At 59.9% G+C, this 13209-nt stretch carries 13 protein-coding genes; 11 read left to right on the top strand and 2 right to left on the bottom strand.

Going from position 1 to position 13209, the window contains the following annotated elements; all coding sequences use genetic code 11:
* The first annotated feature begins 2 nt into the window (after positions 1-2).
* The 8 genes from AAAX32_RS02710 to AAAX32_RS02675 all read left to right on the top strand — a co-directional run bounded on the left by AAAX32_RS02710 (position 3) and on the right by AAAX32_RS02675 (position 8315).
* Positions 3-458: a hypothetical protein gene (locus AAAX32_RS02710; protein ID WP_117770449.1), complete on the top strand. Its 456-nt coding sequence runs from the start codon at positions 3-5 to the stop codon at positions 456-458.
* A gap of 153 nt (positions 459-611) precedes the next feature.
* Positions 612-2075: an amino acid permease gene (locus tag AAAX32_RS02705; RefSeq protein WP_349099918.1), complete on the top strand. Its 1464-nt coding sequence runs from the start codon at positions 612-614 to the stop codon at positions 2073-2075.
* Between the two features lie 421 nt (positions 2076-2496).
* Entirely contained in the window at positions 2497-2745 is a 249-nt protein-coding gene (locus AAAX32_RS02700; RefSeq protein ID WP_195362300.1) for an HPr family phosphocarrier protein, read from the top strand.
* Between the two features lie 188 nt (positions 2746-2933).
* Positions 2934-3176, top strand: coding sequence for a FeoA family protein (locus tag AAAX32_RS02695; RefSeq protein WP_022094360.1), 243 nt, complete (start codon positions 2934-2936; stop codon positions 3174-3176).
* Between the two features lie 39 nt (positions 3177-3215).
* Positions 3216-3437, top strand: coding sequence for a FeoA family protein (locus AAAX32_RS02690; protein ID WP_006234774.1), 222 nt, complete (start codon positions 3216-3218; stop codon positions 3435-3437).
* A gap of 123 nt (positions 3438-3560) precedes the next feature.
* Positions 3561-5888, top strand: a complete 2328-nt coding sequence (locus tag AAAX32_RS02685; RefSeq protein ID WP_349099917.1) for a ferrous iron transporter B — start codon at positions 3561-3563, stop codon at positions 5886-5888.
* Positions 5889-6062: 174 nt separating this feature from the next.
* Entirely contained in the window at positions 6063-6263 is a 201-nt protein-coding gene (locus AAAX32_RS02680; protein ID WP_349099916.1) for a hypothetical protein, read from the top strand.
* A 102-nt stretch (positions 6264-6365) separates the two neighbouring features.
* Complete coding sequence (locus AAAX32_RS02675) at positions 6366-8315, top strand: NAD(P)/FAD-dependent oxidoreductase (protein ID WP_349099915.1); 1950 nt, start codon at positions 6366-6368, stop codon at positions 8313-8315.
* A 99-nt stretch (positions 8316-8414) separates the two neighbouring features.
* Here the strand turns inward: AAAX32_RS02675 and AAAX32_RS02670 are convergent, their stop codons facing one another.
* Entirely contained in the window at positions 8415-8777 is a 363-nt protein-coding gene (locus AAAX32_RS02670) for an FCD domain-containing protein (protein ID WP_349099914.1), read from the bottom strand.
* On the opposite strand from AAAX32_RS02670, the gene AAAX32_RS02665 reads away from it, so the two are divergent.
* Both AAAX32_RS02665 and ilvD read left to right on the top strand, forming a co-directional pair.
* The gene (locus AAAX32_RS02665) at positions 8776-8955 is read left to right on the top strand and encodes a hypothetical protein (protein ID WP_205217223.1); all 180 of its coding nucleotides are present in this window, start codon (positions 8776-8778) and stop codon (positions 8953-8955) included. The two genes, AAAX32_RS02670 and AAAX32_RS02665, sit on opposite strands and share 2 nt — an antisense overlap.
* A gap of 108 nt (positions 8956-9063) precedes the next feature.
* The gene (gene ilvD / locus AAAX32_RS02660; RefSeq protein WP_349099913.1) at positions 9064-10842 is read left to right on the top strand and encodes a dihydroxy-acid dehydratase; all 1779 of its coding nucleotides are present in this window, start codon (positions 9064-9066) and stop codon (positions 10840-10842) included.
* A gap of 195 nt (positions 10843-11037) precedes the next feature.
* Here the strand turns inward: ilvD and AAAX32_RS02655 are convergent, their stop codons facing one another.
* Entirely contained in the window at positions 11038-11268 is a 231-nt protein-coding gene (locus AAAX32_RS02655; RefSeq protein WP_230320329.1) for an ArsC/Spx/MgsR family protein, read from the bottom strand.
* Positions 11269-11769: 501 nt separating this feature from the next.
* Here AAAX32_RS02655 and AAAX32_RS02650 point away from each other — a divergent pair.
* Complete coding sequence (locus AAAX32_RS02650; protein WP_035136865.1) at positions 11770-13209, top strand: MDR family MFS transporter; 1440 nt, start codon at positions 11770-11772, stop codon at positions 13207-13209.

The raw sequence follows: 13209 nt of genomic DNA, 5'->3' as shown, positions 1-13209 counted from the left end.
TCATGCATGTCTTTAATTCGCGCGCCGATTTCGACGCTCAGATGAAGTCCGTCAGGAAGTGGATGCGTACCGGCCAGGCGCTCGATGGTGTTGCCGACCTGCAGCACGACGTGGCTTACTCCATCGGCGACTCGTTGGTGTACTGGTGGGTGAACGCCCACGAGGCGGCTACCGCCGATCTGGTCGGTCACCGTCGCTATCATGCCGTGCTCGCCCCGCTCGACGGTGACCTGACCGTCGAGGTTGCCCCCAAGGCAAGCCTAACCTGCACCCGCGCTTACAGCGATATCGATGATCGCGAGCGCTTTGAGGGTACGGGGGAGACTGTGACGATTCCCGCCGGCGGCGTTGCCGTCGTCGAAATTGACGAGGCCTACCGTGTCGTGGCCGATGCCGCGGATCCCCGCGTCGTGGTACTGCACGTGACGGTTGAAGGTTATTCCTTCCCCAACAAGTAGTATTCGTCCGTTTGGACGTTTGCTTCGCGCCGTTAAGGGGGATGGCTTTGTTGACTCCCTTTTCCCCATTCCCCTTAGCAGGTGCGCCGTCCACGATTGCGCTTGCAGTCCGGACGGTTTTAGATGACATTTAATAGATGATTGGGAGGGCTTATGAGCTCTGAAAAACGAGGAACGATCGGTTCGTTCGCTCTGCTGGGCATGACGGTCGCCGCCGTGTTCGGTATCAAGAACATCATCAACAACAACGCGGCCATCGGCTTGGCAGCTGCGCCGTCGTTCTTCTTTGCCACGCTTTTGTACTTTGTCCCCTATACCCTGGTTACCGCCGAGTTCGTCGGCCTCAACAAGGACTCCGAGTCTGGCGTGTACGCATGGGTTAAGACCTCGATGGGTGGTCGCTGGGCGTTCCTGACGGCATTTAGCTACTGGTTCGTTAACCTGTTCTTCTTTGCGTCCGTCCTGCCCAACGTCATCATCTACGCGAGCTACGTGTTCTTTGGTGCCAACGCCGAGCTTTCGCAGCTGTGGATCACCATTATCGAGATCGTCGTCTTTGCTATCGCCACGTGGGTTTCGACCAAGGGCGCTAAGTGGATCGGCTCCATTTCCTCCTTCGGTTCGACCGCGGCTCTCGGCCTGACCGCCGTGTTCATCCTGCTGTCCCTGGCTGCTGCCTTTGGCGGCGTTGAGTTCGCTACGGCTCCTACTCCCGCTAACATGGCTCCCGACATGAGCAACTTCGCAACTGCGTGGGGCTTCTTCGGTACGCTTGCCTGGATCATCCAGGGCGTTGGCGGCGCTGAGTCTGTCGGCGTGTTCCTCAACGACCTCAAGGGCGGCGTCAAGGCCTTCGTGCGCACTGTCGTTATCGCCGGCCTGACCATCGGCCTTCTGTATGCAGGCGCTTCGCTGCTGGTTAACCTGTTCATCCCCGAGGGCAGCGTTGCCATCTCCACCGGCATCTTCGACGTATTCGGCGCTGTCTTTGCCCACTTTGGCATTCCCATGGAAGTGTCCACGCGCGTCATCGGCCTGATCCTTCTCGCTGCCACGCTGGGCTCCCTCATGATGTGGACCTCCGCTCCCATCAAGGTGTTCTTCACCGAGATCCCCAAGGGCGTCTTTGGTAGCAAGATCGTCGAGCTTAACGAGCATGGCATTCCCGCCCGCGCCGCTTGGCTGCAGTTCGCTATCGTCGTCCCCATCCTGATCATCCCGGCCCTGGGCTCCGGTAATCTCGACGACCTGCTCATGATCGTCACCAACATGACGGCTGCCACCGCTCTGCTCCCGCCGCTGCTGATCCTGCTTGCCTACTTTATGTTACGCAAGAACTTCGACGCTGCTCCCCGTGGCTTTCGCATGGGTTCGCGCACCTTTGGCCTGGTCATTGCTGCATTCCTGCTTGTGGTCTTCTGCTTCGTGCTTATCTGCGGCACCATTCCGCTCGATCAGCCGCTGTGGCTGACGCTGGTCTACAACGTTGGCGGTGTGGTTGTCTTCCTGGGCCTTGCCGTGATGTGGTACAACCGCTACATCAACCGCCTGCGCGAGACCGATCCCGAGGCTGCCGAGAGCGAGCTGCGTCCGTCTGTCCTTGACATGATGGAGTAGAAGCTGGGATTAATCTACGGCTGTGGAATAAATCGATTCCCCTTCCTAAGGAGGGGCCTTACGAGGCCCCTCCTTTTGTGTTTTGGAGCATGGATTTTGGGTCCTGTGGACAAAAATGCCAAATATGAGTACTGTTGCAAAATAAGTGCCATATCTATCGGCCGGTTTTGAGCAAAAATGGACTCAAAATCAATTTATCTAACCCCCTTTAAAGGGCGTTTGACGGCTTTCAACCTCTTCGAATCGCTCAAAGTAGGCAATTTGCTCTCGATTTTGCTGCTACTAAATTGGTGACAGTACTCATATTTGCCACTTTTTGACCACGGGGTATCCAGAGGGGCTCTCGACAAGCATCTAACGCTACAATAACTACCACGTGGCTGGGTTTGCCGGCCGAATGTGCGATGCCGCGGGAGGGGACATGGTCGAGTTTACAAAGACGATTAAAGATCCGTTGGGATTACATGCCCGCCCGGTTGCGCTGCTCTATGACATCATTGCCAAGCACCGTAGTGACGTGTCAGTCAGTATCGGCGACCGCCACACGGATGGCCGCGATGTCATGGGGCTCATGGCCCTCTATGGTGAGTGCGGCGAAAACGTCGTCTTTCGTGTTTCGGGCGTGGATGAGGCCTCCTGCGTCACATCGATCAGAAATCTCTCGCTCTAGGCATGATAGGGCGTGGTAAAGGATGGTCCTTTGCCGCGCCCTTTTGTTTCGTATAGGAAACTTTTTCGAAAAACTGAACAGGACCCTTTCCAAAAAGTTAACCACGTGCTAGTTTACTATAGCGAACATAGACGTGGCTAACTTTTAACGCGTCGATGTTGAGGACGAACTGACGTTAGGAGCCACTCATGTCTTGCGGACCGCAGATGCCGGCCATGCCGCTTTCGATGGTAAAAGCGGGCGAAACCGTGCGCGTGTCGCGTGTAAAGGGCAATGAGGACATGAAACACCACCTCAAAGACCTCGGCTTTGTCGAGGGCAACGAAATCCACGTGGTGAGCTCGAGTGGCGCCAATATCATCGTCACGGTGCTGGGCGCACGCTTTGGCATCGATTCCAAGGTTGCCATGCACATCATGACCGTCGGTTAGTCCGCAGCATTTCATAAAAACCGAAAGGGGGACAAGAGGATGAAGACGTTGGGTGACGTTAAGGTGGGCGAGAGCTCTACCATCGTCAAGCTTCACGGTGAGGGTGCGCTTCGCCGCCACCTTATGGACCTGGGGCTCATCAAGGGCACTTCGTTCAAGGTCGTGAAGGTTGCACCGCTCGGTGATCCGGTCGAGATCAACGTGCGCGGCTACGAGCTTTCCATCCGCAAGGAGGAGGCGGCTGTCGTCGAGGTCCAGTAAGGGCTCGCGGCGTATATTTCTGCAGATAAAGTTAGGTATTTCTAACTTAATGCAGCAACTTTGAAGCACATTATCCAGCCTGTGCGGAGAAAGCAGCGCAGGCACACAAGGAAGAAGGATTGAATGGCGGATTCTCAGATCCATGTCGCGCTGGCGGGTAACCCCAACTGCGGCAAGACCACGCTTTTCAACCTGATCACCGGCGCCAACGGCTACGTTGGCAACTGGCCCGGCGTCACGGTTGAGAAAAAGGAGGCCAAGCTCCTAAGCGACAAGAACGTTACCATCACGGACCTCCCCGGCATCTACTCGCTTTCCCCCTACAGCCCCGAGGAGCAATGCTCGCGCGATTATCTCATGAGCGGCGAGCCCGATGTCGTCGTTCAGGTGGTCGATGCCACCAACCTGGAGCGCAATCTATACCTGGCGCTTCAGGTCATCGAGACCGGCCTGCCTGTGGTCGTTGCCCTCAACATGGCCGATCTGGTCGAGAAGAATGGCGACAAGATCGACACCGACAAGCTCTCCAAGAAGCTTGGTTGTCCGGTCATGATGATCTCGGCTCTTAAGAACAAGGGCATCAAGGAGCTCTTCGAGCAGGTCAAAAAGTCCGCTGCTTCTAAGGGTCAGGTGCCGGAGCACAAGTTCGATTCCTCCATCGAGGACGTTCTGACGCACATCGAGAACAACCTTCCGGCGAGCATTCCCGCCAACAAGCGTCGCTACTACGCCGTCAAGCTGTTCGAGCGTGATGCAGACGCCTGTAAACTCATCAACCTCACTAAGGAGAAGGCTGCTCGCGTGGAGGAGCTGGTCGCCCGGTGCGAGCAGGACTGCGACGACGATGCCGAGTCCATCATCACCGGTGAGCGCTATGGCGTCATCGCGCACATTATCGACGAGTGCATGACCAAGGCTCCTGCCAAGATGAGCACCTCCGAGAAGATCGATCGCGTGGTTACCAACCGTATTCTGGGCCTGCCGATCTTTGTGGTCATCATGTTCTGCGTGTACTACATCGCCGTTTCCACCCTGGGCGGCACGGTGACCGACTTCACCAACGACCAGCTCTTCGGTACCGACGGTTGGTACGTGCTCGGCCAGGGTCGCGACGCCTACGATGCAGCCGTCGAGGCCGCAGGCGACAACGCCGACTCGGTTGACCCGGCGCAGTACGGCCCCTATGTCCCGGGTATCACCACCGTGGTGCACGACGCCCTTGTGGCGGGTGGCACCGAGGACGGCGGCCTGGTCGATTCGCTGGTCTGCGACGGTATCGTTGGTGGTCTGGGCGCCATCTTCGGCTTCGTCCCGCAGATGTTCCTGCTGTTCGTGATGCTGTCTTTCCTGGAGGACTGCGGCTATATGGCCCGCGTCGCCTTCATCATGGACCGCGTGTTCCGCCGGTTTGGCCTGTCCGGTAAGTCCTTCATCCCCATGCTCGTGTCCTCGGGCTGCGGCGTCCCCGGCGTCATGGCCACCAAGACCATCGAGAACGAGAAGGACCGCCGTATGACGGTCATGACCACCACGTTCATTCCCTGTGGCGCTAAGCTGCCGATCATCGCCCTGCTCATGGGTTCCATCATCGGCGATTCTTCCACCACCGCCGCGTGGATCAGCCCGCTCTTCTACTTCCTGGGCGTTTTCGCCGTCATCGGTTCGGGTCTGATGCTCAAGAAGACCAAGCTCTTCGCCGGTCGCCCGACGCCGTTCGTTATGGAGCTTCCTGCCTACCACTTCCCGGCGATCCGCTCTTGGGCGCTGCACGTGTGGGAGCGCTGCTGGGCCTTTATCAAGAAGGCCGGCACGGTCATCTTCGCGTCTACTGTCGTGGTTTGGTTCCTCTCCAACTTTGGTAGCTACAACGGTTCCTTTGGCTTCCTGCCTGCGATGGACGGCATCCCCGAGGAGTTCATGGACTACTCCGTGCTCGCCATGCTTGGCAACCTGGTCGCCTGGATCTTCGCCCCGCTCGGCTTTAGCACCTGGCAGGCCACCGCGCTGACCGTCTCGGGTCTCGTCGCTAAGGAGAACGTCGTCGCCACCGCCGGCTCGCTGCTGTCCGTTGCCGACGCCGCCGAGACCGACCCGAGCCTGTGGACCGCGTTTGCCGGCATGTTCCCCACCATGGGCGCTTGCGTTGCCTTTGGCGCTTTCAACCTGCTGTGCGCTCCGTGCTTTGCCGCCATGGGCACCATCCGCAACCAGATGGACTCCGGCAAGTGGACCGCGATTGCCATCGGCTACGAGTGCGCCTTTGCCTGGGTGATCGGCCTGTTCATCAACCAGTTCTACAACCTGCTTGTTCTTGGGCAGTTTGGTATCTGGACGATTGTGGCCATTGTGCTGCTGGTTGCGATGCTCTTCCAGATCTTCCGTCCCATGCCCAAGCATGCATGGACCGACGAGGACGAGACCAACACTGCTTCCGCCGCAGTTTCCGCTTAAGTCCGAATAAGGATTAGCCCCTTTCCACGAGCCCGGGTGTCCCAGCGACACTCGGGCTTTTTGGTGGGGGAGATATGGCGTTTCCGCAGATAAAACCGACCAAAATAAACCGTCCCTATTTGGTAGGTGGAGAATGGGGTAAAGTAAGTGATGGTTAACTAGAGGAGGCTTGCTATGGCACCTATCGATATTGTTGTACTGGCTGTTATCGGCGTTGCGTTTGTCGCGGTATGCGTGCGCGTCTACCGCAAGGGCACCTGCGCCGACTGCGCTCAGGGTGGCGTTTGCACGGGGCATTGCTCCAACAAAAAGACGTGCGCCGCACTTAAGGGCGTAGACAAAATTGCCGAAGACTTGGGCCGCGGTATTCATTAGCCGACCGGCGTTTGGGTATGTTTGACTGCGGATGCGGCAGTTGCTGATACGATAAGTACGTTAGCAACTGCCGCCGAGCGGCTCAAACGAAAGGAAGCCTGTATGGAGTCCTCCGCCTATCCGATGCTCTTTAGCCCGATCAAGGTCGGTACGACCGAGGTTAAGAACCGCGTCTTTATGCCGCCGGTATCTACCAACCTGGCCGATCACGGATATGTGACCGACGACTTGGTCGATCATTACCGTGCCCGTGCCAAGGGCGGCGTTGGCCTGATCATCACCGAGGTCGTGACGGTCGAGCCCACCTATACCTATCTGCCGGGTGACATGTGCTGCTACGACGACACGTTTATCCCTGGCTGGGAAAAGCTCGCCGCGGCCGTCCACGAGTATGGCTGCAAGATCATGCCGCAGCTCTTCCACCCCGCCTACATGGCCTTTAACATTCCGGGCACGCCGCGCTTGATCGCTCCGTCCTTTGTGGGCCCGTCCTATGCCCGCGAGGCACCGCGCCCCATCACGGTCGACGAGATTCACGAGCTCACGCATCAGTTTGGCGACGCTGCCGTGCGTATGCAGAAGGCTGGCGTCGACGGCGTCGAGGTCCATGCGGCGCACGCCCATGGTATGCTCGGCGGCTTTTTGACTCCGCTCTACAACAAGCGTACCGATGAGTACGGTGGCTCGCTCGACGCCCGCATGCGCTTCCTGCTCGAGGTCATCGCCGAGATTCGCGAGCGCTGCGGCAAGGACTTTATCATTGACGTCCGCATCTCGGGCGATGAGTACACCGATGGCGGCCTGACCCTCAACGACATGATCTACGTCTCGCGTCGCCTGGAGAAGGCCGGCGTCGACATGATTCATGTGTCGGGCGGTACCACCATCAAGCGCGGCTCCGCGATTCCCGCCGCCGGCACGCAGCAGGCCTCGCACGCCGCTTGCTCGCGCGAGATCAAAAAGCACGTCAACATTCCCGTCGCCACGGTCGGCCGCATTAACGAGGCATGGATTGCCGAGGAACTGATCGAGGACGGTGCCGCCGACATCTGCATGATGGGCCGCGCCAATCTGTGCGATGCCGAGTTCTGCAACAAGGCCGCTGCCGGCAACGCCGACGACATCCGCCCCTGCATTGGCTGCCTGCGCTGCCTGAACGGCATTATGTTTGGCAAGCGCATCTCCTGCACCGTCAACCCCGATGTTGAGCGCGACGAGGCCGGTTACGAGCCTGCCGCCGAGGCCAAGAACGTACTGGTTGTGGGTGCTGGTCCTGCGGGCATGGAGGCAGCCTACATTGCCGCCAAGCGCGGCCACAACGTGGTGCTCGTGGATAAGCAGGATGAGCCGGGCGGCGAGATGCGTATCGCGGCCGTTCCGCCGGCAAAGCAGGAACTCACCCGCGTGATCAAGTATCAGTACCGTCGCCTGGCCGAGGCCGGCGTGAAGTGCGTATTTGGCACCGAGCTTACTGCCGAGGACATTCAGCGTGACTACGCGGGTTACGAGGTTGTCCTGGCTTATGGCGCCGAGCCCATCGCCCCGGCCTTCATGCAGGGCTTTAAGCAGGTTATGACGGCCGACGACCTGCTGGGCGGCAAGGCTTTCCCGGGCAAGAAGATCGTTATTGTGGGCGGCGGCACCGTCGGCTGCGAGACGGCCGATTACCTGGCCCCGCTGGTCAACGACCTCTCGCCGGCCAATCGCGATGTCACCGTCATCGAGATGACCAAGACGCTCGCCGCCAACGAGGGCGGCGCCGGTCGCGCGGTGCTCATCACGCGCATGCTCTCAAAGGGCGTCCACGTGCTGACCGAGGCCAAGGTGACCGAGATTACCGAGGATGCCATCAGCTACGAGAAGGACGGAGAGGTCCACACCATCGCCGATGCCGATACGCTGGTGCTTGCCATGGGCTATCGTCCCAATACCAAGCTGGCCGACGACCTGGTTGCAGCTGGCATTGCTGTCCACGTGCTGGGCGATGCCCAGAAGTGTGGCAACATCCGCGATGCCATCGGCGATGGCTATAAGGTTGCCTGCGAGCTCTAGTCAACCCCTTTGCACCAATCGATTGCAAAAAGCGGCGGCTGCCCTGTGTGTTGGGCAGCCGCCGCCTGCGTTTTGCCAAAGAAAGATTATTGTCGGGCCCTAAATGCCTTTTGCTTCTGCTCCCTCCGCAATCATGTTGCGGTTATACACCAGGTGCAGATACATCGCGTCGTGCGCGGCGGTGGGATTGCGCGAGGCGATGGCGTCGGCCACATCGCGGTGCATGCGGATAGTTTCCTCGACGAGCTTTTTGCCGGTCACGTCGATAAAGAGGGGGACGGATGCCTTGAACACGCCCATCAGGCGGGGAACGACGAGGTTTCCGGAGCTCTCGGCAATGGCATTGTGGAACGCGGTGTCGGCGGCGGAGTAATCCTCACCGGCCTCGGCCAGGCGCTCGGATTCGTCGCAGAGCTCTTTGATACAGACGACCTGGTCGTTGGTTGCGTGCTCGGCCGCCATGCGTGCTATCTGCGGCGGTGCCACGGCCCTCTCGCACGTCAACGATGCCGGTTTTTGGATGTGCTCCTCGTTCCTGGAGATTGACGAGAAGACAACCCTCAAGTCCTGGACCGTTATGGAGACGCTCATCGGCCTTTCGGGTCTTGCCTGCGCCCTGGTGATTTCGTTCTTCGCCTAGTTCGCGTAGCTAAGCATCTTCCGCCGAGTGCATCGCTCGGTACCCATTTACACCTGATTCATTAACCAACGATTGGTACAACCGTTCAAACCAAAAGAGGAGAACATCATGGACGAGAAGACCAAAGCACAGATTCAGCAGGAGGCCGCCGACCTGGTTGCCAAACTGCAGCCGCGTTCCGGCAAGTTTCGCACCATCAGCCCCGAGATGGACCCGCTGCGTCTGGGCTCCGGCTGGACGATCGAGGATCTGGACAAGCCACAGGTCATTATCGAGTCGACGTTTGGCGACTCGCACCCGGGTTCTGCTGGCCTGTTTGAGCTGGTCGAGGAGGTTCGTGCTGGCGTTGCCGAGGCTGGCGGTCACGGTGCCCGTTACTTCTGCACCGATATCTGCGATGGCGAGGCACAGGGCCACGACGGCATCAACTACTCGCTGCCCAGCCGCGACATGATCGCCAACATGATCGAGATCCATGCCAAGGCCACCCCGTTCGACGCCGGTGTCTTTGTCGCCAGCTGCGATAAGGGCCTGCCTGCGAACCTCATGGCCATGGGCCGCATCAACATCCCCTCCATCGTCGTTACCGGCGGTGTCATGGATGCCGGTCCCGATTTGTTGACCCTGGAACAGCTCGGCGCGATTTCTGCCCGCTACGAGCGCGGCGAGATCTCCCGCGAGGAGCTTGAGTTTGCCAAGCACAACGCATGCCCCAGCTGCGGTGCCTGCTCGTTTATGGGCACCGCGTCGACCATGCAGGTTACCGCCGAGGCCCTGGGCCTTATGCTCCCCGGCACGGCCCTGCTGCCCGCAACCAGCTCCGATCTGCGTGAGTTTGCGCGCGAGGCCGGCCGTCAGTCCGTGTGGCTCTCCGAACACAACCTGTGCCCGCGCGACATCGTGACCAAGGAGTCCTTCGAGAACCTCATTATGGTCCACGGTGCCATTTCGGGCTCCACCAACTCGCTGCTGCATATCCCCGCGATTGCCCGCGAGTTTGGCATCGAGATGTCCGCCGACGACTTCGATCGCCTGCACCGTGGCGCCCACTACCTGCTCAACGTTCGCCCCGCAGGTGAGTGGCCGGCGCAGTTCTTCTACTATGCGGGTGGCGTGCCGCGCATCATGGAGGAGATCAAGTCGATGCTTCACCTCGACGTTATGACCGTCACCGGCAAGACCCTCGGCGAAAACCTCGAGGACCTTAAGAACAACGGCTACTACGAGAAGTGCGGCCGCTACTTGGAGAAGTGGAACCTCAAGCGCGAAGACATTATTCGCCCGTTTGACCAGGCTTTTGGTACCGACGGCTCTATCGCCATCCTCCACGGCAACCTTGCCCCCGAGGGTGCCGTCGTCAAACACACGGTTGTTCCGCGCGAGATGTTCCGGGCCACGCTTAAGGCTCGCCCGTTCGATTGTGAGGAGGACGCTATCCACGCCGTCCTGACGCACGAGATCAAGCCCGGCGATGCCGTCATCATTCGTTATGAGGGCCCCAAGGGCTCCGGCATGCCCGAGATGTTCTACACCACCGAGGCTATCGCCAGCGACCCCGAGCTGGGCGCAAGCATTGCCCTGATCACTGACGGCCGCTTCTCCGGCGCCTCCAAGGGCCCGGCTATCGGTCATGTTTCGCCCGAGGCTGCCGTGGGCGGCCCGATTGCCCTGATCGAGGAAGGCGACCTGATCCGAATCAACATCCCCGAGCGCTCGCTGTCCATCGTGGGCATCGCCGGCAAGGAGATGGAGCCGGCCGAGGTCGACGCCGTCCTGGCCGAGCGCCGAGCCGCTTGGAAGCCCAAGGCTAATCGTTACACCTCCGGCACGCTCAAGTTCTTTACCGAGCATGCAGTTTCCGCCATTCAGGGTGGCTACATGGAGTAGCGCACGTACGCATCGAATTTCTCCTCTCATAGATGTGCGGCACAAAGAGCCCCGAGTTCATATGCCACGTCACCGGGGCGCGTTGTTCAGCGCCGCCGGGGCGCTCCACTCAAACGACAAGAGACGTCTTACGCAAGCGCCCGCGTCCGTGGATAAAACCACGGGCGTGGGCGCTTCACTTTATTCCCAGCCGCTTTATTCCCAGCCCTTCCACACGTCAGGCTCGTAGCCAACGGTTGCCTGGCGGCCGTTGCGAACGATGGGCTCACGAAGAATCTGCTGGTTATCGAGCACCTTTTCGAACTTCTGGTCGGCAGCAAGATACTGTACGAGCGCAACCGTGTCGGCATCTTTCGCCTTTGGATCGATCACAGCGTCGATCCCGCCGACGGCGCGCGCCACGCTTTCGAGCTCGCCTTCGCTCAATTCTCGTCCGTCCATGATACGACAAGGGAGCCGAGCAAAAACAGAGCAGGCGGAGATGGAGGAGGACGGCGACCGACCGTCGGCAAGAGTCGGCCGGATCGGACTGGCGCCCAGCGCGCGCCGGCGACACGCTCGCAGCTGCACACATAGCCGATGTACAAGCTCGCCGCGGCGTTCCCTTGCCCCGCGGTGTGGCGATAGAGAAGCACGCCACCCGTCAACGATGGCGCCTCGGTAAAGAAAATCAACGTCTGGGTTACATCCCTTGAAAGGGGCGAAGACGGCTGCTAGAATACCTCCCCGCTATGAAGGATTTGACCAAAGCATACATCGCAATTCGGCGGCCCCTGGTATACGGGGCCTCTCCTGTTGTTCCCCAAGTGCGCTCTGAGCAGCCGCTTTCTTCCTGTCGTATCTGATGCACGCATAGCACGTGCATGTTATTTCGCCCGTGGGCCGGCGCGCCTTCGGCGAAGAATCGAATAGATACGAAGGAAGCTTATGTCTGATAATTGTACGGTCGCGCCCGCCAATGGGCGCATTACCGGTACCCAGATCCGCATCGTCGCGGTCGTCGTCCTGGGTGCCTTCTTGGCGCTACTGAACCAAACGGTGATGTCGCCTGCGCTGCCGGTCATCATGTCCGATTTCGCCATCGATGCCTCGACTGCCCAGTGGATCATGTCCATATACCCGCTGGTGAGCGGCATCATGGTCCCCGTTTCGGCGTTCCTTATCGACAAGTTCAGCACCCGCGCGCTATTCTTCGGGGCGACGCTGGTGTTCGCGCTGGGCACGCTGCTGTGCGCCGCAGCCCCTGATTTCCTGTTCCTCATCATCGGTCGCGTGTTGCAAGCGGCGGGCTCAGGCGTGCTCATGCCGCTTGTCTCGGTGGTTCCCATGCTGGTGTTCCCCGTCGAGAAACGAGGAACGGCTATGGGCATGGCGGGCATCGTCATGTCGGCGGGTCCCGCGGTCGGCCCCGTCGTAGGCGGTGCGGTGATCGACACGTACGGCTGGCGCACCATGATCGGCGCCATCGTCCCCCTCGCAATTCTCGTGCTGGTGCTGGGCGTGTTCATGCTGAAAAACGTGGGCGAGCTGAAGAACCCCAAGCTCGACCTGCCCTCGGTCGTCCTCTCCACCATCGCCTTCGGCGGACTTCTCTACGGGTTCTCGAGCGCCTCGTCGATGGGTTGGGGCAACCCCGTGGTGCTCGGCTCGATCGTCGCGGGTGTCGTGTGCTTGGTGCTGTTCGTCGTACGCCAGGGCAAAATCGAGGACCCGCTGCTTCAACTGGGCACGCTCAAGACGCGCGAGTTCCGCGTGGCCGCCATCATCGTCACGCTCATCAACGCCGCATGCCTGGTCACCAACACGCTGTTGCCGTTGCTGCTGCAAACCTCGCTTGGCGCTTCGGCCTTCGAAACCGGCATGGCCATGCTTCCCGCCGCGGCGGTGGGCATCATCATCAGCCCTATCTCCGGCGTGGTGTTCGACAAGTTCGGTCCGCGTGCCATCTCGATCGTCGGCCTGGCCCTCATGACCGGCGCCCTGTTCCTGCTCTCGCTTTCGACGGTAAACACGCCCATCTTGGTGGTTGCGCTGTTCTGCATGCTGCAGTCCGCCGGCCAGTCGCTCGCGAACATGCCGGTGAACACATGGGGTGTCAATGCCTTGAAAAATGACATGATCGCCCACGGCAACGCCATCGCGAACACCGGCCGCCAGGTCGCCGGCGGTTTGTGCACGGCGCTCATCATCACGGTCATGACAAGCGTCACCGCGTCGGCCGGCGTCGATGCGAGCATCCAAGTAGCCACCGCCGTGGGCGCGGGCGTCGCTTACAAGGTGTGCGCGGCAATCGGCCTCGTTTCCCTTATCTGCGCCATATTCAGCGTGCGCACCAAGAAAACCGCACCGAAAACGAAGGAGGCATAA

The organism is Collinsella sp. CLA-ER-H3 (genome assembly GCF_040092425.1).
Lineage (GTDB): Bacteria > Actinomycetota > Coriobacteriia > Coriobacteriales > Coriobacteriaceae > Collinsella.
This window is presented reverse-complemented; position numbering and strand designations above follow the sequence as displayed.

Coding starts and splice junctions, on each gene's coding strand:
- AAAX32_RS02680 (WP_349099916.1), top strand. CDS start 6,063: ATGGCACCTATCGATATTGTTGTACTGGCTGTTATCGGCGTTGCGTTT.
- AAAX32_RS02710 (WP_117770449.1), top strand. CDS start 3: ATGCATGTCTTTAATTCGCGCGCCGATTTCGACGCTCAGATGAAGTCC.
- AAAX32_RS02675 (WP_349099915.1), top strand. CDS start 6,366: ATGGAGTCCTCCGCCTATCCGATGCTCTTTAGCCCGATCAAGGTCGGT.
- ilvD (WP_349099913.1), top strand. CDS start 9,064: ATGGACGAGAAGACCAAAGCACAGATTCAGCAGGAGGCCGCCGACCTG.
- AAAX32_RS02685 (WP_349099917.1), top strand. CDS start 3,561: ATGGCGGATTCTCAGATCCATGTCGCGCTGGCGGGTAACCCCAACTGC.
- AAAX32_RS02670 (WP_349099914.1), bottom strand. CDS start 8,777: ATGGCGGCCGAGCACGCAACCAACGACCAGGTCGTCTGTATCAAAGAG.
- AAAX32_RS02705 (WP_349099918.1), top strand. CDS start 612: ATGAGCTCTGAAAAACGAGGAACGATCGGTTCGTTCGCTCTGCTGGGC.
- AAAX32_RS02650 (WP_035136865.1), top strand. CDS start 11,770: ATGTCTGATAATTGTACGGTCGCGCCCGCCAATGGGCGCATTACCGGT.
- AAAX32_RS02690 (WP_006234774.1), top strand. CDS start 3,216: ATGAAGACGTTGGGTGACGTTAAGGTGGGCGAGAGCTCTACCATCGTC.
- AAAX32_RS02695 (WP_022094360.1), top strand. CDS start 2,934: ATGTCTTGCGGACCGCAGATGCCGGCCATGCCGCTTTCGATGGTAAAA.
- AAAX32_RS02665 (WP_205217223.1), top strand. CDS start 8,776: ATGCGTGCTATCTGCGGCGGTGCCACGGCCCTCTCGCACGTCAACGAT.
- AAAX32_RS02700 (WP_195362300.1), top strand. CDS start 2,497: ATGGTCGAGTTTACAAAGACGATTAAAGATCCGTTGGGATTACATGCC.